The following is an 18,690-nucleotide window of genomic DNA, read 5'->3' as shown; positions in this document are numbered from 1 at the left end:
CTCCCTCCGACGCTACTGCGGCAGGTCGAGGTCGCAGACGATATCGACCGGAGAAAAGACGGCATCGACGGGAGAGACACGTACGCGCTCACAGCCACTCGATCACCTGCTCCGCGAGGATGCCGACGCCGATGACGGTCATGGCGATGCCCGCGATCCGGGTGACCACAGAGCTCGCACGCGGCCGGGTGCGCAGGAGACGACGGGCGAGCAGCCCCACTGTCGTGTAGACGATCGCGATGTTGAACAGGTGCAAGCCGCCGAGGGCGAGCATCTGTGTCGTCGACGGCCAGCCGTGCGGGCTCGTGAACTGCGGCAACAGGGCGAGCAGCAGCAGGAGCCCCTTCGGGTTGATCCCGCTCACACCGGATCCCCGCAGGAACTGCCCCCACCCCCCGGTGGCGATCGGTTCGCCGCTCTCCGCGATCGCCGCAGGGCGTGTGGCCAGCGTCGTCGCACCGAGGAAGATCAGATAGAACGCGCCGATCACGGTCAGGGTCGTGAGGGTTACCGGATACGCGGTGACCAGCGCTCCGAGACCGAGCGCGACGGCGACGATCACGACGGTGTACCCGGCGATCATCCCGAGGATGGAAGGCGCGATCGAGCGGGCGCGCAGGCCGGCGGAGATCGCATACGCCCAGTCCGCTCCGGGGGTCAGCGCCAGCATCACGGCGACCACCCAGAACTGCATGACCAGAGCGATATCCATCGGTCCTCCTCAATCCGAGGAAGAGACTACGAAGGATCACGCGAAAGGTGCTCCGATTCTTCGGGTGATCGCGCCCTTCACCTGCAAGAATTGTCACCATGGACGCACTTGACCGGGAGATCCTCTCCCTGCTGCAGGATGACGGACGGATGAGTGCGACGCACCTCGCCTCCCAGGTCGGGTTGAGCCTGTCCGCGTGCCATCGCCGACTCAAGGAACTGGAGCAGTCCGGAGCGATCGAGCGATACCGCGCGGTCGTCGCGCCCGCAGCCGTCGGCCTCACGTTCGAGGCCATCGTGTTCGTGACGATCGGACGCACCGACAAGGACACGATCGTGGCGTTCGAGGAGGCCGTCGTGGCGATCCCCGCGGTGGTCGAGGCCCAGCGCCTGTTCGGCGACCCCGACTACATGCTGCGCATCCTCACCCGCGACATGAGCGCCTACCAGGAGCTCTACGACAACACCCTCGGGGCCCTGCCGGGCGTGCAGCGGCTCACCTCGACCATGGTCATGAAGCGCCTCGGAGCGGACCGGGCGGTGCCGATCCCCTGAGGCGGGTGCGGTCAGACGGGGGCCTGGCAGATGCGTGCCACGAGCTCTTCGGGCGCAGCATCCACGGTCACCGCGATCCCCTGCTCGTCCGGCCCGAGGGGCTCCAGCGTCTGCAGCTGCGACGCCAGCAGCGCCGGCGGCATGAAGTGGTCCCGGCGCGCGGTGGTCTGCGCGACCACCCGTTCTCGGGGCGCGTCGAGGTGCACGAAGAAGACGGTCGGGGCCGAGGCGCGCAGCCGGTCACGGTAGCTGCGCTTCAGGGCCGAGCAGGCGACGACGACCACCGGATCTGCGGCGAGCGCCGCCCCCACCCGGTCGAGCCACGGCCATCGGTCGTCGTCGTCGAGCGGAGCACCGGCTGCCATCTTCGCGATGTTCTCCGGCCCGTGCAGATCATCCGCGTCGATGAACGCGACACCCATCCGGCGCGCGAGTTCCCGACCCACCGTGGTCTTGCCCACCCCGGACACCCCCATGACGACGATCGGCCGACGCGCGGTGGTCACCAGTCGTGCACCGTTCCATCCGCCAGACGGTTGTACGGCAGATAGGCCCGCTCATACGGGTACTTCCCCGCCTCGTCGACATCGAGCTCGACGCCCAGACCTGGCTCGTCGCCGGGGTGCAGCAGGCCTTCGCGCCAGGTGAAGGACTGCCGGAAAACCTGGTCGGTCCGCGAGCCGTGCTGCATGTACTCCTGGATGCCGAAGTTGTGGATGGCGAGGCCGAGGTGCATCGCCGCCGCCATACCGACCGGCGAGATGTCGGTGGGCCCGTGCATGCCGGACTTGATCTGGTACATCGCCGCGTAGTCGAGCGTCTTCTTCAGCGGGCTGATGCCGCCCATGTGGGTGACCGCGCCGCGGACGTAGTCGATGAGCTGGTCGCGGATGATGTCCTTGAAGTCCCAGACGGTGTTGAAGATCTCGCCGATCGCGAGGGGTGTCGTCGTGTGCTGACGCACGAGCCGCAGCGCCTCCTGGTTCTCGGCGGGGGTGCAGTCCTCGAGCCAGAAGAGGTCGTACGGTTCGAGTGCCTTGCCGAGCTTCGCCGCCTGGATGGGCGTCATCCGGTGGTGGCCGTCGTGCAGCAGGGGGATGTCGGGGCCGAACTCGTTGCGCACCGCCTCGAAGACGCCCGGCAGGTGGTTCAGATAGGCGCGGGTGTCCCAATCCTCCTCGACCGGCTTCGCACCCCGCCGGGCCGGCTCGTGGTCGTAGCGGGCTTCCCCACCACCGGTGTCTGCAGCCTGCGAGGCGATGCCGTAGATGGCCTTGAGCCCGGGAACACCCGTCTGGATACGGATCGCCCGATACCCCTGGTCGAGGTGCGCGCGCACGGAGTCGAAGAGTTCGGGCAGCTCTTTTCCCGAGGCATGACCGTAGGCGAGCAGGCCGGAACGCGATGCCCCGCCCAGCAACTGGTAGACCGGCATCCCCGCCTTCTTGCCCTTGATGTCCCAGAGTGCCATGTCGACCGCGGCGACGGCGGCCATCGTGACGGGGCCGCGCCGCCAGTACGCGCTCCGATAGAGGAACTGCCAGGTGTCCTCGATGCGGTCTTCGTCGGCGCCGATCAGCAGCGGGACGACGTGTTCAGTGAGGTACGCGACGACGGCGAGCTCACGCCCGTTGAGGGTCGCGTCGCCGAGGCCCGAGACGCCGTCGGCGGTCGTGAGCTTGAGGGTGACGAAGTTCCGGTCCGGGCTGGTGACGATGACCTCAGCCTTGTCGATGCTCATGCGAGGGTCCCTTCGGGAGTGAGGTGGTCGATGACGGTGCGCGTGCGATCGCTCTCGGGCACGGCGCCGATGGTGCGCGCGACGGCGGCCGTCGCGGTGTCGGTCGGGTCGAGTTCGAGGAGCGAGCGGATCCAGGTCTCCAGGGCGTGCACCTGTGCGTCGTCGACGGCGAGGCCGTCCTCACGCCGCCGGCGCACGGGAGCCACGAGTCGCAGCGCCACCTTGATCGGGCTGTCGCGGCGGATCTGGTCGAGTCGATGGGCGATGCGCGGGTTCGCGAAGCGGACGCGCAGGTCGCCGAGCCATCCGTCGAGCTCTGCGACAGGCAGATCGACCGCGGTCCGCTGGGCGGCCCAGAGCGCTTCGGTGTCGCCACGGAGGTCGCGGTCGTCGAACGCCTCGGCGATCGTCTCATATCCGCGCAGACGACCAGCGGCCGCGAGGAAGCTGTGGCCGGCGTTGAGCAGGTAGAGCTTGCGCTCTTCATACGGACCCACGTCGGCCACGAATCGTGCACCGCCCTGCGCCCAGTCCGGTGCGCCGCCGGGGAACTCTCCGGCGAGGATCCACTCCGTGAACGGCTCGGTCACGACGGTGGACGGATCGTCGAGGCCGGTGAGCTTCCGCACGGCATCGATGTCGGCTGCCGTGACGGCCGGCGTGATCCGGTCGACCACGGTGTCGACGAACGACGCGGTGTCCGAGATGCGCGCAGCCTCGGTGCCGGCGGCCTTGAGCACCGCGTCACGCAGCACGCGGCCGTTCCCCGGCAGGTTGTCGCAGCTCACGACCGCGAGGGGTCCTGCGTCGGCGTCCGCCCGAGCGATGAGGCCGTCGGCGATGCGTCCGGGCACCGCGGAACCGGCGGAGTACCCGGCCTCGGTGACAGTGACGGTCAGCACGGCGACCTGCGGATCGGCGAGCACGGCGAGCCAGGACGCCTCATCCGCTCCGGGGACCGCGCGCACGATCGACTGCACGGTCGTCGCCCGATCCCCCTCGGCCGAACGCTCCAGCACCGTGTAGACGCCGTCGTTCCGTGACAGCAGTTCCGCAGCCTCGGGGGTGCGTCCGGTGAAAGCGGCGATGCCCCAGCCGTCGTCCGCGCCTGCGCGGTCGTTCACCTGCTGGGTGTACCAAGCCTGATGGGCGCGGTGAAAGGCGCCCATCCCCAGATGAGCGGCACGGAGCGGAGGATGCTGCGTGCGCGCCGGCCCGGTCACGATCCGATGCCCGCGGCACCGGCGCACGCGCGGAGGAAGGCGAGGTCGTCGACCAGTCGCTCTTCCAGCGGACCATCCGTCGAGAAGTCCTCCAGCGTCACCCAGCCGTCGTACCCGACCTCGGCGAGAGCACGGAAGTAGTCCGGCACACTGGCGATGCCCTCGCGCAGCGGCACCCACACCGACTCCCAGCGCACATCTCCATCGAGCCCGGTCTGCCCGGTGCGCTGCCAGACCGCGTTCTTCACGTGCACGTGAGCGAGGTACTCGCCCAGAAGCTGGAGCCCGGCCCGAGTGTCCTCCTGTCCTTCGATCACGAGATTGCCGAGGTCGTGGATCACGCCGATGGTGCGCGGATCGATGCCGTCGACCAGCCGGAGGGCGGCCGACGCCGACGACGAGATCGTCTGGTGGTGCAGCTCGACCAGCACCTTCACGCCGAGTGTCCCCGCCTGTTCCGCGGCCCACTCCAGGTCGTCCCTGGTCTGCGCGAACACCGAGCGATAGTCCTGGGCGTCGTTGAAGGGAATGCGCACGCGCACCTGACGCGCACCGAGGTCCGCCGTCGCCCAGAGCGTCCGCAGCACGTCGTCCCGGTCGGGCGCGAGCGCGTAGCCGCCGATGCCGCTGAACTCCAGCCCGGCCTCGCGGGTGATGCGGGCGATCTCGGCGACCGACCCCTCGAGCCCGGTGAGCGGCCAGGTCGCCCGGTTCCCGGCCCAGAACCCGGGCGGATCCGCCTCGTCCTGGTCGGTGATGCGCCACTCGATGCCGTCGTAGCCGATCGCGGCGATGCGGCGGGCCGCTTCCGCGGGCTCCCAGTCGGGGGTCGCCGCGGTGAACACGGAGAACTTCATGCGATGCCTCCTGTCCGCACGTTCGTGTCGTCGACGGTGCCGTCGATCAGGTCGGCGATGCGCACCGGCGAGCCGGTGGTCGCCGAGACGTAGATGCCGCGCACGACGGCGAGCGCCCGCAGCGCCTCGGGCACCCCGACGCGGGAAGCCCGCCCGTCGCGGATGCTCTCGACGATGTCGGCGTACTGACGGGCGTGGCCCTCGGCGAATGCCTGCGGGTTGCGGTCGTCGCCGAGTCGATGCCCCTCCGGCACCCAGTCGGCGCTGCGGTCGGTCGGCTCGCCATCGATCCACAGCCGGGCGAGCTGGTCGTTCTCGATGATGCCGGTCCCCTGCGCACCGTGCACGGCCAGCCGCACCGGCTGCTCGGGGAAGGCCGCGGTCGTGGCGTGCAGCACGGCGAGCGCCCCCGATTCGAAGCGCACCGTGACCACGGCGACGTCTTCGACCTCGACCCGCTCGTGTGCGAGCAGCGCGGTGTGGGCGAACACCTCGACCGGCATGCCGAGGAACCACAGCAGCAGATCGACGGTGTGCACGCCCTGGTTCATGACGGCGCCTCCGCCGTCGAGCTCCCAGGTGCCTCGCCAGGCGCCCGAGTCGTAGTACTCCTGAGAGCGCCACCAGGGCACCGAGGCCACCGCGCTCGTGATCCGTCCCAGGCGTCCGGAGTGGGCGGCGTCGGCGACGGCCACGGCACCGGGGTCGAAGCGGTGCTGGCTGATCACCGAGATCCGGATGCCGCGCGTCTCCGCGTCCCTGGCGATCTCCGCTAATCGGCGGCCGCGCTCCATCGACACGTCGAGGGGTTTCTCCAGCACGACGTGCATCCCGCGGGCGACCGCCCGTTCGGCGAGCTCGACATGGGAGCCGCTCGGGGTGCAGATCACGACCATATCGACATCGGCGGGGATCGACTCGATCTCGGCGTGGGCCGACGGTCGCGCGCCGCCCAGCTCGTCGACGACGAGGTCGGCCAGCCGTGCGGTCGCCGCCGGCACCTCGTCGACGACGGCGACGATGCGCAGGCCGGGAGTGCTCGCGATCGCTCGGGCATGATTGACGCCGATGATGCCGCATCCGACGATCGCGACGTCGAGGATTGCGTCGGTCATGAGAGGGTCACTCCGATCTCGTCCGTGAGGGTGCGCAGGGCCCGACCGGCGCGGCCGAAGGCCTCGGGGCCGGAGAACCCGCCGAGGGCGTTCACGTCGGCGAGGTGCGGTTCGAGCGAGGCGAACCCCGCATAGCCGTCGTCGCGCAGGGCGGTGAGGGTCTCGCGCAGCTCGCCGTCGCCCTCGCCCACCGGGACCACCTCGCCGGTCGCTGCGAGCGCATCCTTCAGCTGCAGATACTCGAGGTGCGGTCGCAGCATCGCGTAGCCGTCGGTGAACGGACGGACGCCGACCTGCACGAAGTTGGCGTTGTCCCAGGCGATGCGCAGCCGGTCCGAACCGACCGACTCGATCACGTCGAGCACGCGTGCGGGGATGTCGCCGTAGATGTCCTTCTCGTTCTCGTGCACGAGGGTGACCCCGGCCGCCTCGGCGGTGCGCGCCAGCGCCGCCATGCGCACGAGCACGTCGTCGCGGATGTCTTCGGCCGAAAGGTTCTCGTCGCGGAAGAACGAGAAGATGCGGATATACGGGGTCTCCAGGACGTCGGCGGCACGGATCGCCCGCTGCAGTCGACCGACCTCGTGCTCCACCGGTAGGGACACGTCGACCTTGCCGATCGGCGAGGCGACCGCCGAGACCGACATGCCGCGTTCGCGCACGACGGCCGCGAGCTGCGTCAGCTGAGACTCATCGAGATCGACGATGTTCACCCCCCACGCGCTGCGCACCTCGATGTGCCGCGCGCCGAGCGCCTGGAGCACGGCGATCTGCACGGCCGGATCGGGATCGATCTCGTCACCGAATCCTGAGAGCTTCCACGGGGTCATTTCACTCCTCCTGCGGTGAGACCGCCTACGAGATAACGCTGGAACACGAGGTACAACACGACGACGGGGATGGCGCAGATGAGCGAGGCCGCCATCATCTGTCCGTACAGCGGCACCGCCCCCGTCTCCTGCGTCGCGCCGAAGATCTGCAGGGCCACCGCGGCGGTCCGGCTGTCGCGGTTGGTCATGACCGAGGCGAACAGCACGTCGTTCCACCCCTGCAGGAAAGCGAAGATCGCGGAGACCACGATCCCGGGCCAGCTCAGCGGCAGCACGATGCGGGTGAGGACGCGGAAGTTGGAGGCGCCGTCGATGCGGGCGGCTTCTTCGAGCTCGCGCGGCAGCCCGCGGATGTACGTCACCATCACCCAGGTCGAGAACGGCAGCGCGAAGGTGAGGTAGGTGACGAACACCGACCAGTGCGTGCCGATGGTGGGGATGCGCAGCACCGACGACAGCGTCGAGAACATCACGAACACCGGCAGCAGCATGAGGGTTCCCGGAACCGACTGCAGGCCGAGCAGACCCCGAAGGATCGTGACGCGTCCGATGAAGGTGAATCGCACCAGCACCCAGGCCATCGACACGGCCACGGCCGCGCAGACGACCGCGACCGCCCCGCAGATCAGCAGGCTGTTGGCCAGACCTCCGGCGAGATCGACACTGCGCCAGACCTTGATGTAGTTGTCGAGACGCAGCTCGGTCGGCCAGTACGCGCCTCCGGCGACCGCGACATCGGCGTTGATCGAGGCGAACAGCATGTACGAGACGGGCCCGAAGACGACCAGGCACAGGAAGACGTTCGCGGCCACGAGAAGCGGACGCGGCAGCAGGCGGTCGACCTGGCTGTGACCGCCCGGGCGGCTCCGGCGCGGGTTGACCTGCGCGATCGTGGTGGTGACGCTCATCGCTTCGCGTCCTCTCCGGTGTCGAGGCGCACAGCGCGCAGGTAGACGAACAGGGGGATCGCGACGATCGCGAGAGAGGCGACCGCCATCGCCGCGGAGAGCCCGAACCGGAAGCTCTGGAACGCCGTGACGTAGGTGAGGACCGGCAGGACCTCGACATCGACGGGGGCCGGGATCCCGAAGAGCACGAACGGCATCGTGAAGGCGTTGATGCTGTGCAGGAACGTGAGGATGAAGGCCAGCAGGATCGATCCGCGCAGGTACGGCAGGATCACCTTGCGCAGCTTGATCCCCCAGCCGGCGCCGTCGAGCGCCGCCGCCTCGTGCACCTCCGCATCCACCGCCTGGAGACCGGCGAGGGTCAGCAGATACACGAACGGCCAGCTCACCCAGAGCTGCGTGATCACCAGGGTCCAGTAGCTCTGCGGTCCGTTCAACCACAGCCCCGGATCGACGCCGAAGACGCCGAAGGCCTCGTCCACCACGCCCTCGGGCTGGAACATCGCCCGGAAGACGGTCGCCACGACGAACGCGGGGAGGATGTACGGGATCAGGTACACCGAGCGCACCAGCCCACGGCCGCGGAAGGCGTTCTGCGTGGCCAGCGCCGCCGTGACGCCGAGGGGGATCGCCGCGACCGACACGATCAGTGCGTAGCTGACGCTCAGCCAGATCCCCCGCAGCAGCGGAGAAGTGGAGAACGCCTCGACGAAGTTTCCCAGGCCGACGAACGGCGCCTGCAACCACTGCCTGATCGTGTACTGGTCGAGATCGAGCATCGAGATCCAGAAGGCGAGCAGCAGCGGCACCAGGATCAGCAGTGTCATCAGCACCCCGCCGGGGAGCAGCATCCACAGCGGGCGGGGCCGCTCGCTCGGCGGCGTGTCGTCGGTGCGTTTCCGACGCGTATCGGTCGCGATCGCCATGTGCGGGTCCTCGCGTCGTTACTTGGACTTGTCCAGCGCGGACTGCGAACTCGCCTGGGCCTCGGCGATCGCCGCGGCGATGTCGCTCTGGCTGAGCGTTCCCCCCTGCAACGCGGGCAGCGACTGCACGACGACGTTGGTCAGCGCGAGCTGCGTGTCACCCCAGGCGCCCGTGAACGGAGTGGCGACCGACTGCGAGGCCGCCTGCACGTTGGCGCTCAGATCGGGGTTGTCCTTCTCGACCTGTGCGGCCGCCTCCACCCCCGTCGGCAGCTCGCCGAACGTGTCGAAGTAGTCGAGCTGCGACTCGGTGCTGGTGAGCATCTCGATGAACGCGAACGCGAGGTCCTGGTTCGGCGAGTACTGGGCGACCACGAGGTTGTCTCCCGAGAGGATGCTGGCCGCTTCCTCGCCGCCCTTGGGGAGTTCGGTCTCCCCCGGCGGGATGGTCGGGAGGAGGGCGTAGGCGTAGGAGTCGGCGACGGGGGAACCCGCGAACGTGGGCTTCGAGTTCGCCGAGGTCATCGGAAGGAAGGCGGCCTTGCCCTCGGCGAAGGCGGCGACGGCCTGGGCGTTCTTCCAGCCGATGGCTGCCGGGTCGACGAGTCCGTCCTGGTACCAGCCGAAGTAGGTGTCGTAGGCGGCGGCCACGGCGGGATCGTCGATCTCCGCCTTCTTGGCCTCGACATCGATCAGCGGATTGCCCGCCTGCACGCTCATACCCCAGACGAACTTCCAGGGGTCGAAGCTGTCGGCGTATCCGATCGCGAGACCGTGCACGTCTCCGGATTCGATCTTCGCGGCAGCGGCGGTCAACTCGTCCCACGTCGTGGGCGGCTCGTCGATGCCGGCGGCGGCGAGCAGCTCGGTGTTGTAGGCCATCACGAACGGACGACTCACGAACGGGACGGCGATCTCGTCCTTCTCGCTCGGGCCGGAGATGCCTAGGGTCGACGGCACGAAGCGGTCGCGGCCTCCCACCTTGTCCCAGTCGGCCTCGGTGAGTTTCACGAAGGCGCCCGTCGCGTACGCGGTCGGGGTGAAAGTGGTGCCGAGTCCGTAGACGTCGGGACCCTGTCCGGAGAGCACAGAAGTCTGGATCTTCGTCAGCTCGTCGTTGGCGCTCGCGAAGGTCTCGAACTCGACCTTCGCTCCGGTCTTCTCCTCGAAGGCATCGGAGACCTTCCCGAACCACTCCTTCTGCTGCTCGGGGTAGAGACCGTTCGCGGCCATCATCACCGTGAGCGTCTGGCCGGTCCCGTCGACGGTGCCACCGGCGTCGCCGTCGTCCGTGCCGGCGGTGGATCCCGAGCATGCGGTCAACGCGATCGCTGCTGCGGCCATCGCCCCGAGGGCGATCAGGGGTCGAGACTTCATTGAACTCTCCTTCGAGACAGTGAGTGGACGTGACTGCGTCTTCGCCAAGGTAGGCAAGCGTGGCAATTGTTAGCAATTCATTGCCAGTAATTGCCATCTTGTGATTCTGTTGCCCCATGTCGTCCCCCACACCGCCTTCGCACCGGCCGACGCTCGCCGATGTGGCCGATGCCGCCGGCGTCGCGATCTCCACGGCGTCGCGCGCCCTCGCCGTCCCCGGCCGTGGCAACCCCGGCACCCGCGACCGCATCATCCGCGTCGCGAAGGACCTCGGCTACACGCCCACCGCCGCCTCCGGCACCGCATCGACGCCGTCGACCCGCATGGTCGCCGTGCTGGTCTCCGACGTCACGAACCCGTTCTACTTCGGGATCATCCGCGGTACCCAGCAGGCCCTGCGGGTGGCGGGCTACTCGCAGATCCTGGTGCACACCGAGGAGTCGCCCGAGATGGAGGAGAGCACCCTCGAAGAACTGCGCAGCTCCTACGACGGAGCGATCCTGACCGCGTCCCGCCTGTCCGACGAGCGGCTGGCCGAGCTCAGCACCGAGCTCCCCCTCGTGGCCCTGAACCGTGCCGTGCCCGGAGTGCCGTCGGTGTTCATCGACACGCCGCTCGGCTTCGACCAGGCCGTCGAGCACCTCGCCTCCCTGGGGCATCGACGCATCTGCTACGTGGCCGGTCCCCCGACCAGCTGGGCGAGCAATCTCCGCTGGCGGGCCGTGGCGGCCGCGTGCGAGCGCCTCGGGATCGAGCACACGAAGGTGGGGCCGTACCAGCCCCGCACGAAGGCGGGAGCGGCGGCGGCGGATGCCGCGCTGAACACCGGTGCGACCGCCTGCGTGGCTTTCAACGACCTCCTCGCGATCGGCATGCTGATCCGGCTCAAGGAACGCGGCGTGCGCGTTCCGGAGGACATGAGCATCGTCGGCTGCGACGACATCTTCGGCGCCGACTTCTGCAACCCGCCACTCACGACCCTCACCGCTCCGATCGAGCAGGCCGCACGCCTGTCCGTGTCGATGCTGCTCGACCGCCTGCAGAGCGAGCGCATCGGAGCGGGCGCGCTCAACCGACGGCACATCGCCGCACTGCCCACCCACCTGACCGTGCGGGAGTCGACCGGCTCCGCACCCCGCCGCACCCCTGGAGGAGACTCATGAACACTGCGCTCAGCCCGCACGCCGACCGACTCCTCCCCGCCGATCCCGGCGTGAGCGAGCTCGCCCGCCGGCTGTACGACGCGGTCGCTGCGGCACCGATCCTCTCCCCGCACGGGCATGTCGACGCCGCGCTGCTCGCCGACGACGAACCGTTCTCCGATCCCGCGACGCTGTTGATCACTCCCGACCACTATGTGCTGCGCCTGCTCCACGCCGTCGGTGTGCCCCTCGGCGCGCTGGGTCGCGGAGCCGCACCCGCCGATCCACAGGAGGTGTGGCGGGCGTTCTGCGCGAACTGGGACGTCTTCCTCGGAACGCCGGTGCGCTACTGGTTCGAGTCGTCGCTGTCCGAGGTGTTCGGGGTGACCGAGCAGCCGAGCGCGGGCAATGCCGATGAGCTGTACGCCCACATCGACGCGCAGCTGCAGACCCCCGCCTTCCACCCGCGGGCACTGTTCGACCGGTTCGGCATCGAGGTGCTCGCGACGACCGACGACCCCGCCGACGACCTCGCCGCGCATGCACGACTGCGCGACGATCCGTCCTTCCGCGGGCACGTGCTGCCGACGTTCCGCGCCGACCGCTACATGGACCCGTCTGCCGCGGGGTGGGCCGCCGCGATCGCCGAGCTGTCGGAAGCTGCCGGCACCGATGCCGCGAGCTACGCCGGGCTGCTCGACGCCCTGCGCCGCCGACGGACCGCATTCCGGGCGGCGGGCGGCACGGCCACCGACACCGGTGTGCTCGACGCCGGCTCGCAGCCGCTGACGAGTGCCGATGCAGAGCGCATCCACGCCGCCGGGCTCCGGGGGGACGTCACCGCGGAAGCCGCGACGGCATACCGCCGCAACATGCTGTACCGACTGGCCGAGATGTCGTCCGAGGACGGACTGGTCATGCAGCTGCACCCCGGCGTGATCCGCAACCACCACCGCGACACGCTCGCGCAGTTCGGCCCGGACAGCGGACACGACCTGCCGGATGTCGCCTCATTCACGCGGCCGCTCACCCCGATCCTCAACGACTTCGGCACGAACGAGACGTTCCGGATGGTGCTGTTCACGGTCGACGAGACCGCGTTCAGCCGGGAGATCGGACCGCTCGCCGGCTTCTACCCCTCTGTGTACGCCGGTGCACCGTGGTGGTTCCTCGACACCCCCGACGCCATCTCCCGCTACCGGAGGTCGGTGACGGACAGCGCCGGTTTCACGAAGACCAGCGGGTTCGTCGACGACACCCGGGCCTTCTGCTCCATTCCCGCGCGCCATGACATGTCCCGGCGGCTCGATGCGGGCTACCTGTCCACTCTCGTCGCAGAGCACCGCCTCACCGAGGAGCAGGCCTTCGCGCTGGCGCACCGCTTCGTCGACGACATCCCCCGGACGACCTTCCGACTGCCCAGTGCTCCCGCCTGAGCCTCACGAAGTGGAGGTCTCCGTGACACGACGCACGACGTACTCGACGACATCGCCCTCCGGGATCGCGCGGGGTCGGAAGCGCACCCCGGTCGGCGCCCGCGGAACCATGCGATCGACGCGGAAGATGCGCCAGTCGTCTCGATCGAGGTCCCACGCGAGCAGGTACCAGACCGGCCCCCAGCTCACCAGCCGCTGCGGTTCGGCATGCCGCGGCTCTTCTCTGCCGCCCGGCTTCGTGTAGCCGAAGCGGAGCCGTTCATGACCGCGGATCGCCGCGGCGACCGTGCTGAGTGCTGCGAGATCGAGTGGGGGTTCGGCCCCGGGAACCACGCTGGTCGCCTTCCGGATCGCGTCGACACGGCGGCGGAGGCGGGCGGGCATCACCTGCTCCAGCTTGGCGAGGGCGGTGAGCGAGGTCTCTTCGACGCCGAGCCGCCAGGTCGCCGCCGCCCCCAGGCCGACCGCGACGGCGACGGCTTCGTCATCGTCGAGCAGCAGCGGAGGCATCGCCGCCCCCGCAGCCAGCCGGTACCCACCGGCGACTCCGGGACGCGCATCCACGGGATAGCCGAGCGAGCGGAGCTTGCCGACGTCGGCGCGCACGGTTCTCGTGCTCACACCCAGTCGGTCGGCGAGTGCGGAACTCGTCCAGTCCCGTCTGAGCTGAAGCAACGACAGCAGTTCCAGCAGACGGGCCGAGGTCTCGAGCATGTCTGATCCTCTCAGCAAATGCGGAAGCTGGTCTTCCGCATTGCCTGAGAGCGTGAACAGCATGACCCAGAACACCTCTCTCACCCCTTTCCGCATCGACATCCCGCAGGACACCGTCGACGACCTTCACGATCGCCTGACCCGTACACGGTGGCCGCTTGCCGTGCCCGGTCGAGACGATCGCGCCGACTTCCGTCGGGGCACCCCGCTTCCGTATCTGAAGGAGCTCGCCGAGTACTGGCGCGACGGCTTCGACTGGCGGGCGCAGGAGGCGACCCTCAACATGCACGAGCAGTTCACCACGGTCATCGAAGGCCAGACGTTCCACGTGCTCCACGCGCGGTCGACGAACCCGCAAGCCACGCCGCTGCTCCTCAGCGACAGTTGGCCGGCGTCGTTCGTCGAGTACCTACGACTGATCCCGTTGCTGACCGACGAGTTCCACGTGGTCATCCCGTCGTTGCCCGGCCTGGGCTTCTCGAACCCGCTGTCCGGTACCGGGTGGGACCTCGCACGGACGGCGGAAGCCTACGCCGAGATCATGACACGCTTCGGCTACGACCGGTTCGCGACCCACGGCACCGACGTCGGCACGGGCATCACCGGACGACTTGCAGGGATCCACCCCGACCGCGTCATCGGCACCCACTTCGGCAGCGACCGCGTATGGCTCGGGCTGGTCGGCAACATGTTCCCCGCCCCCGATGGCCTGTCAGAGGAAGAGCTCGCCCAGCTCGAGGCCGCACACGTCGCGAGTGCGGCAGAGCGCGGCTACATCGGCATGCACAACCATCGACCGGACACGATCGGACCGGCGCTCACGGACTCGCCCGTCGGTCAGCTCGCGTGGATCGTCGAGAAGTTCGCCCGCAGGATCGACAGCGGCCACCGGGCACCGGACGTCGATCGCGACCAGCTCCTGACGAATGTCAGCCTGTACTGGTTCACCCACAGTGGCGCTTCAATCGCTCAGTTCTTCTACGAGTCCGAGCACGCCGAGCTCGACTTCGCCGTGCCGGCAGGGGTACCGGCCGGCTGGGCTGTCTTCGACGCGCATCCGCTCATTCGGCGCACGATGGATCCGACCGGCGCCATCGGCCATTGGAGCGAGTTCACCGAGGGCGGGCACTTCCCGGCGATGGAGGAGCCGGAGCTTCTCGCCGAGGACATCCGGAAGTTCTTCCGCAGTCTCGCCTGATCGACACCGCACGTCCGCACGCTGCGATCAGAACGCGACGGCGCTGATCGACGCGTGCGGGCGCCGTTCGTCCTGTACCCGCGCATCGCTGTCGAGCACGGAGAACCCCGCGCATTCGAGCAGCGCCGACATCCCGTCCACCGACCAGTAGTGCGCCGTGGTGACCGCGTGCGGGAAAGGTTCGCCGTCCTTCCCGTCGAAGAACCCGATCAGCAGGTGACCGCCCTCGCGGATCGCGCGCCGAGCGGCCGCGAGCAGGGACGGCAACTCATCCGGAGCCGCATGGATCAGCGAGTACCAGGCGAGCACGCCACCGAGTGAGCCCGCCGGGACGTCGGCGTCGGTCAGTGACGCCACCCGATACGGCACCTGCGGGAACCGTGCGGAGGCATCGTCGACGAATTCCGGCACGAGGTCGATGCCCTCGGCGTCAGCGCCTCGATCGACGAGGAAGGCGGTCCAGTGCCCGGGTCCGCAGCCGACATCGAGAATGCGCCCGTCGATGCCATCCGCCCAGCGTCCGATGCGCTCCCGGTCGATGTCATCCATCTGCCCGATGTCCCCGAACAGCTCCGTGTACTCGGTGGCACGCGCGGCATAGCCGTCTCGGATGCGCACGTCGCTCCCGGAGTCATTCGCCAAGGCTCGCCCCTCCCTGTCTGCTCGCGATCGCTTCCCTCCACGGTATCCGGCAACTCTTCGCCGAAGGGATGTAACGACTGTTACATTCTCACTGTGACGAATCTCGATCGTTGGCTCGTGCTCCTGGTACAGGTGCCCGCAACTCCCTCGAGGCACCGTGTCGCGGTCTGGCGAGAGCTGCGCCAGTTCGGAGCGGTCCCTGCGGGGCAGGGAACCTGGGTGGTCCCGGAGGTTCCGGCGTGTGTCGCGGGAGTCGAGCGCGCCCGCGCCCTCGCTCAGCGCGGCGACGGCGCCATCCTCGTACTCCGCACCCAGGCAGACGGGGGCGACACCGCCGCGCTTCGAGAACTCTTCGATGCTGCGCGGGCCGATGACTGGACGGAGTTCATCGCCGACTGCAGGAAGTACGAGGCCGAGATCGCGCGCGAGATCGACAAGAAGAAGTTCACTCTTGCCGAGCTCGAAGAGGAGGAGCAGAGCCTCGATCGCCTGCAGCGGTGGCATCGCACCATTCGCAGCCGCGACGTGTTCGGATCCCCTTCATCCAAGGAGGCCGACCGTGAACTCGCCACATGCGTCGCCGAGCTCGCGCGGTTCACCGACCTCGTCTACCAGGCCGTTCACGCGTGAGCGAGCCGGCGGTCGCCGCGCGGACGATCGCCCCGCTCTACGCCGCGGGGTTCGTCACTGCTTTCGGCGCCCACAGCATCGCGGCCGGCATCGGGGCGACGGGGCAGGACATTGGTCTCGACCTCCTGCGGATGGGCGCGCTCCTGGCTGTCTACGACCTCGCCGAGGTGTTCCTCAAGCCGGTTTTCGGTTCGCTGGCCGACCGCATCGGCGCCAAACCCGTGATCGTCTTCGGGCTCCTCGCCTTCGGGATCGTGTCGCTCGTGGGGCTGTGGTCGTCGAACACCATCGCCCTCGCCGTCGCGCGGCTCGGGCAGGGCGCGGCGGCGTCGGCATTCTCCCCGGCCTCTTCTGCAACGGTCGCGCGGCTCGCAGCCCCGGGCGCGAAGGGGCGATACTTCGGCAGATACGGTTCCTGGAAGGGACTCGGCTACACGCTGGGTCCACTCATCGGCGCCGCACTGATCTTCACGGGTGGCTTCGCGCTCCTCTTCACCATTCTGAGCGCCGTCGCGATCCTGACCGCGTTCTGGGTGGCGGTCACCCTCCCCCGCCTCGATCCCCTCCCGCGCCCGCGTTACACCGTCGCAGACCTCGTCCGCCAGACGACCGAGCGGGGGTTCCTCGTGCCTACCCTGGCCCTGGCAGCCTCCACAGGGGCACTCGGCGCATCGATCGGCTTCCTCCCCGCCATGGCGAGCGGCCAGGACGCGCCATTGCTCGCGAGCATCGCGCTCGCGTCCGTCCTGGCACTGAGTTCGACGCTCACTCAACCCTGGGCGGGAAGACTGCGCGACAGCGCCCATATGAGCGATCGAGCGGGGATGGCGCTGGGCCTTGCGACCATCACCACCGGCACCATGACGGCCGCACTCGTCCCCGCACTGCCCGGGCTCTACGTCGCCGCGGGACTTCTCGGAATCGGGATCGGCTTCGCCACACCATTCGCGTTCGCACACCTCGCCGACACGACACCGCACGAGCGTATGGGCCGCACGATGGGCACGGCGGAGCTCGGGCGCGAACTCGGGGATGCCGGCGGGCCCGTGCTCGTCGGCGGCATCGCGATCGCTGCGACACTGCCGATCGGACTCGCCGCGCTCGCACTCGTCGTCGCGGCGGCCGGAGTGTCGACGCGGATGCTCCCACGCTTCCCGGAAACGACCCGGGATCCCCGTCGACCGCGTGACTGAGGCCATCCTCGACGCGAGGACAGCCGACCGATACTGTCTGGTCATGACTACGACCGACGCACCGCTGCGCTCACCTCGTTGGCACCTGCTCGGCTCGCTGCCCTTCGCCGCAGCCGCGCTCGTCCTCGTGAACGGGCTCTACATCTTCCTCGTCGCCCTCGGCAACATCACCGACTACGGCACGAACTTCGACTTCGTGCAGCATGTGCTGGCGATGGACACCACGAACTTCGGTCAGGATGCCGGAAAAGGTCTCGACCCTGACGTGATGTGGCGGGCGATCGACAATCCCGTGCTGTGGAACATCGCGTACATCGGCGTGATCATCTGGGAGTCGCTGAGCGCGATCGTCCTGATCGTCGCGGTCGTGTTCTTCGTGCGCGGATTCCTCGGCCACGGCTTCCACGCCGCCCGCGTGTGGTCGTCGATCGGACTCGTGATGATCATCCTGCTCTTCGTGGGCGGATTCATCTCCATCGGCGGCGAGTGGTTCCAGATGTGGCGCTCCACGTCGTGGAACGGGCTCGACCCCGCCTTCCGCAACTCCGTGATCGCCGGCATCGGTCTGGTGCTGCTGCACCTCCCGTCACCCCGATGGGATGACGCTCCGCCTCGGCGCGACGCCGCCCGATAGGCGCGTGGGCCCACGGCGTCCTCACGAACGCCGTCGCCCCAGGGCCCAGAGCCCTCGCACGATTCCCACCGCGACGGCGCCGATGATCCCGCCGATCGTGTTCCACACGATGTCCTGCACGTCAGGGACACGCCCAGGGATCGCGGCCTGGACACTCTCGATCGCGAACGACGCACAGAAGACGAGCACGGGCGCGAGCATCCAGAGCCGCCGGCTGAGCGCAAGCGCCACCGCGGCTCCGAGAGGGACGAAGAGCAGTGCGTTGAGGGTGCTCTCCACCTCGATGAAGGTCATCGGCTCGACCAGAGGCGCCGCGAAGACATGGGCGAGGTCCATGAAGAGCGCACGAGCAGGGCTCGCGAACCGGCGCGGCGTCAGCGTGACGGCGACGACCGCCAGAGCCGCGAGGCCCGCGACGAGGAACCGCGGGCCGGACGACGGGCGAGAGTGAGCGGAGTGAGCCATACGCCCACCTCACCGCATCCGATGTTGCGTGAGCGTATGCGTTTCGGTCGGTAGCATTCGGGGGTGGAGAGCGAACCGCGATGGAATCTGACCGTCGGGCTCTGGCTCATCTACACGCCGGTCCCCTCCGGATTCGGCGACGGCGTGGTGGGTCGGGGCTGATACCTGACCGGGGCGCTGCACCGTGACTTCCGGGAAGGGCGGGCCGAAGGATACGACTGGAAGATCGAACCCGACGGCTCCTGGAGCATCGCAGAGCGCCTCGTCGTCTTCGCGATGAGCGAGAACGGCGACTACCTCGCCTGGGACACCGGTGCCCGAGACGACGACGGCGAACTGCCGATCTTCCACACGTCTCGCTTCAACTCACTGACGCGCATAGGTGACGACCTC

The 18,690-nt window shown here is 68.8% G+C and carries 20 protein-coding genes; 7 read left to right on the top strand and 13 right to left on the bottom strand.

Features of this window, described 5'->3' with window-relative positions; all coding sequences use genetic code 11:
* Positions 1 to 88 precede the first annotated feature (88 nt).
* Positions 89 to 712: a LysE family translocator gene (locus tag ACLFA2_RS09470; protein WP_426621170.1), complete on the bottom strand. Its 624-nt coding sequence runs from the start codon at positions 710 to 712 to the stop codon at positions 89 to 91.
* A gap of 98 nt (positions 713 to 810) precedes the next feature.
* Here ACLFA2_RS09470 and ACLFA2_RS09465 point away from each other — a divergent pair, with 98 nt between their 5' ends.
* On the top strand, positions 811 to 1,266 hold the full coding sequence (locus tag ACLFA2_RS09465) for an Lrp/AsnC family transcriptional regulator (protein WP_021199448.1): 456 nt from the start codon (positions 811 to 813) through the stop codon (positions 1,264 to 1,266).
* A gap of 11 nt (positions 1,267 to 1,277) precedes the next feature.
* On the opposite strand, the gene ACLFA2_RS09460 is transcribed toward ACLFA2_RS09465, so the two are convergent.
* From ACLFA2_RS09460 to ACLFA2_RS09420, 9 genes are read right to left on the bottom strand one after another with little or no spacing between them, the layout of a single operon-like run.
* A complete protein-coding gene (locus ACLFA2_RS09460) occupies positions 1,278 to 1,772 on the bottom strand; it encodes a gluconokinase (protein WP_426621169.1) in 495 nt (164 codons plus the stop codon).
* Entirely contained in the window at positions 1,769 to 3,007 is a 1,239-nt protein-coding gene (gene manD / locus ACLFA2_RS09455) for a D-mannonate dehydratase ManD (RefSeq protein WP_401065707.1), read from the bottom strand. The genes ACLFA2_RS09460 and manD overlap by 4 nt, the downstream gene beginning before the upstream one ends.
* Complete coding sequence (locus ACLFA2_RS09450) at positions 3,004 to 4,176, bottom strand: mannitol dehydrogenase family protein (RefSeq protein WP_136024753.1); 1,173 nt, start codon at positions 4,174 to 4,176, stop codon at positions 3,004 to 3,006. The genes manD and ACLFA2_RS09450 overlap by 4 nt, the downstream gene beginning before the upstream one ends.
* Positions 4,177 to 4,226: 50 nt before the next feature.
* On the bottom strand, positions 4,227 to 5,087 hold the full coding sequence (locus ACLFA2_RS09445) for a sugar phosphate isomerase/epimerase family protein (protein WP_426622452.1): 861 nt from the start codon (positions 5,085 to 5,087) through the stop codon (positions 4,227 to 4,229).
* Positions 5,084 to 6,202: a Gfo/Idh/MocA family protein gene (locus ACLFA2_RS09440; protein ID WP_021199443.1), complete on the bottom strand. Its 1,119-nt coding sequence runs from the start codon at positions 6,200 to 6,202 to the stop codon at positions 5,084 to 5,086. Before ACLFA2_RS09440 ends, ACLFA2_RS09445 begins: the two co-directional genes overlap by 4 nt.
* Entirely contained in the window at positions 6,199 to 7,032 is an 834-nt protein-coding gene (locus ACLFA2_RS09435) for a sugar phosphate isomerase/epimerase family protein (protein ID WP_021199442.1), read from the bottom strand. The genes ACLFA2_RS09440 and ACLFA2_RS09435 overlap by 4 nt, the downstream gene beginning before the upstream one ends.
* Positions 7,029 to 7,940, bottom strand: coding sequence for a carbohydrate ABC transporter permease (locus ACLFA2_RS09430; protein WP_029260728.1), 912 nt, complete (start codon positions 7,938 to 7,940; stop codon positions 7,029 to 7,031). Before ACLFA2_RS09430 ends, ACLFA2_RS09435 begins: the two co-directional genes overlap by 4 nt.
* Positions 7,937 to 8,866, bottom strand: a complete 930-nt coding sequence (locus tag ACLFA2_RS09425; protein ID WP_231479927.1) for a carbohydrate ABC transporter permease — start codon at positions 8,864 to 8,866, stop codon at positions 7,937 to 7,939. Before ACLFA2_RS09425 ends, ACLFA2_RS09430 begins: the two co-directional genes overlap by 4 nt.
* A gap of 18 nt (positions 8,867 to 8,884) precedes the next feature.
* Positions 8,885 to 10,243, bottom strand: coding sequence for an ABC transporter substrate-binding protein (locus ACLFA2_RS09420; RefSeq protein WP_029260730.1), 1,359 nt, complete (start codon positions 10,241 to 10,243; stop codon positions 8,885 to 8,887).
* Positions 10,244 to 10,359: 116 nt separating this feature from the next.
* Here ACLFA2_RS09420 and ACLFA2_RS09415 point away from each other — a divergent pair, with 116 nt between their 5' ends.
* Both ACLFA2_RS09415 and uxaC read left to right on the top strand, forming a co-directional pair.
* Positions 10,360 to 11,406, top strand: coding sequence for a LacI family DNA-binding transcriptional regulator (locus tag ACLFA2_RS09415; RefSeq protein WP_021199438.1), 1,047 nt, complete (start codon positions 10,360 to 10,362; stop codon positions 11,404 to 11,406).
* Positions 11,403 to 12,821 (top strand): glucuronate isomerase, encoded by a 1,419-nt coding sequence (uxaC, locus tag ACLFA2_RS09410; protein WP_426622451.1) that lies wholly within the window; start codon positions 11,403 to 11,405, stop codon positions 12,819 to 12,821. The genes ACLFA2_RS09415 and uxaC overlap by 4 nt, the downstream gene beginning before the upstream one ends.
* Positions 12,822 to 12,824: 3 nt before the next feature.
* Here the strand turns inward: uxaC and ACLFA2_RS09405 are convergent, their stop codons facing one another.
* Positions 12,825 to 13,535 carry a helix-turn-helix transcriptional regulator gene (locus tag ACLFA2_RS09405; RefSeq protein ID WP_426622450.1) on the bottom strand — a complete coding sequence of 237 codons (711 nt, stop codon included), beginning with the start codon at positions 13,533 to 13,535 and terminating at the stop codon, positions 12,825 to 12,827.
* Between the two features lie 61 nt (positions 13,536 to 13,596).
* On the opposite strand from ACLFA2_RS09405, the gene ACLFA2_RS09400 reads away from it, so the two are divergent.
* The gene (locus ACLFA2_RS09400; RefSeq protein ID WP_347124047.1) at positions 13,597 to 14,733 is read left to right on the top strand and encodes an epoxide hydrolase; all 1,137 of its coding nucleotides are present in this window, start codon (positions 13,597 to 13,599) and stop codon (positions 14,731 to 14,733) included.
* 27 nt (positions 14,734 to 14,760) lie between these two features.
* Here the strand turns inward: ACLFA2_RS09400 and ACLFA2_RS09395 are convergent, their stop codons facing one another.
* Positions 14,761 to 15,375, bottom strand: coding sequence for a class I SAM-dependent methyltransferase (locus tag ACLFA2_RS09395; protein WP_167255071.1), 615 nt, complete (start codon positions 15,373 to 15,375; stop codon positions 14,761 to 14,763).
* A 93-nt stretch (positions 15,376 to 15,468) separates the two neighbouring features.
* On the opposite strand from ACLFA2_RS09395, the gene ACLFA2_RS09390 reads away from it, so the two are divergent.
* Genes ACLFA2_RS09390 through ACLFA2_RS09380 form a run of 3 tightly spaced genes read left to right on the top strand, consistent with a single transcriptional unit; the run spans position 15,469 to position 17,832 of the window.
* Positions 15,469 to 16,005: a Chromate resistance protein ChrB gene (locus ACLFA2_RS09390; RefSeq protein ID WP_021199433.1), complete on the top strand. Its 537-nt coding sequence runs from the start codon at positions 15,469 to 15,471 to the stop codon at positions 16,003 to 16,005.
* Positions 16,002 to 17,198, top strand: coding sequence for an MFS transporter (locus ACLFA2_RS09385; RefSeq protein WP_021199432.1), 1,197 nt, complete (start codon positions 16,002 to 16,004; stop codon positions 17,196 to 17,198). The genes ACLFA2_RS09390 and ACLFA2_RS09385 overlap by 4 nt, the downstream gene beginning before the upstream one ends.
* Before the next feature lie 43 nt (positions 17,199 to 17,241).
* Positions 17,242 to 17,832: a DUF2165 domain-containing protein gene (locus ACLFA2_RS09380; protein ID WP_021199431.1), complete on the top strand. Its 591-nt coding sequence runs from the start codon at positions 17,242 to 17,244 to the stop codon at positions 17,830 to 17,832.
* A gap of 21 nt (positions 17,833 to 17,853) precedes the next feature.
* On the opposite strand, the gene ACLFA2_RS09375 is transcribed toward ACLFA2_RS09380, so the two are convergent.
* Positions 17,854 to 18,297: a VanZ family protein gene (locus ACLFA2_RS09375; protein WP_021199430.1), complete on the bottom strand. Its 444-nt coding sequence runs from the start codon at positions 18,295 to 18,297 to the stop codon at positions 17,854 to 17,856.
* Between the last annotated feature and the right edge of the window lie 393 nt (positions 18,298 to 18,690).

The sequence above is a fragment of the Microbacterium sp. As-52 genome, assembly GCF_049949185.1.
Classification (GTDB): domain Bacteria; phylum Actinomycetota; class Actinomycetes; order Actinomycetales; family Microbacteriaceae; genus Microbacterium; species Microbacterium maritypicum_A.
This window is presented reverse-complemented; position numbering and strand designations above follow the sequence as displayed.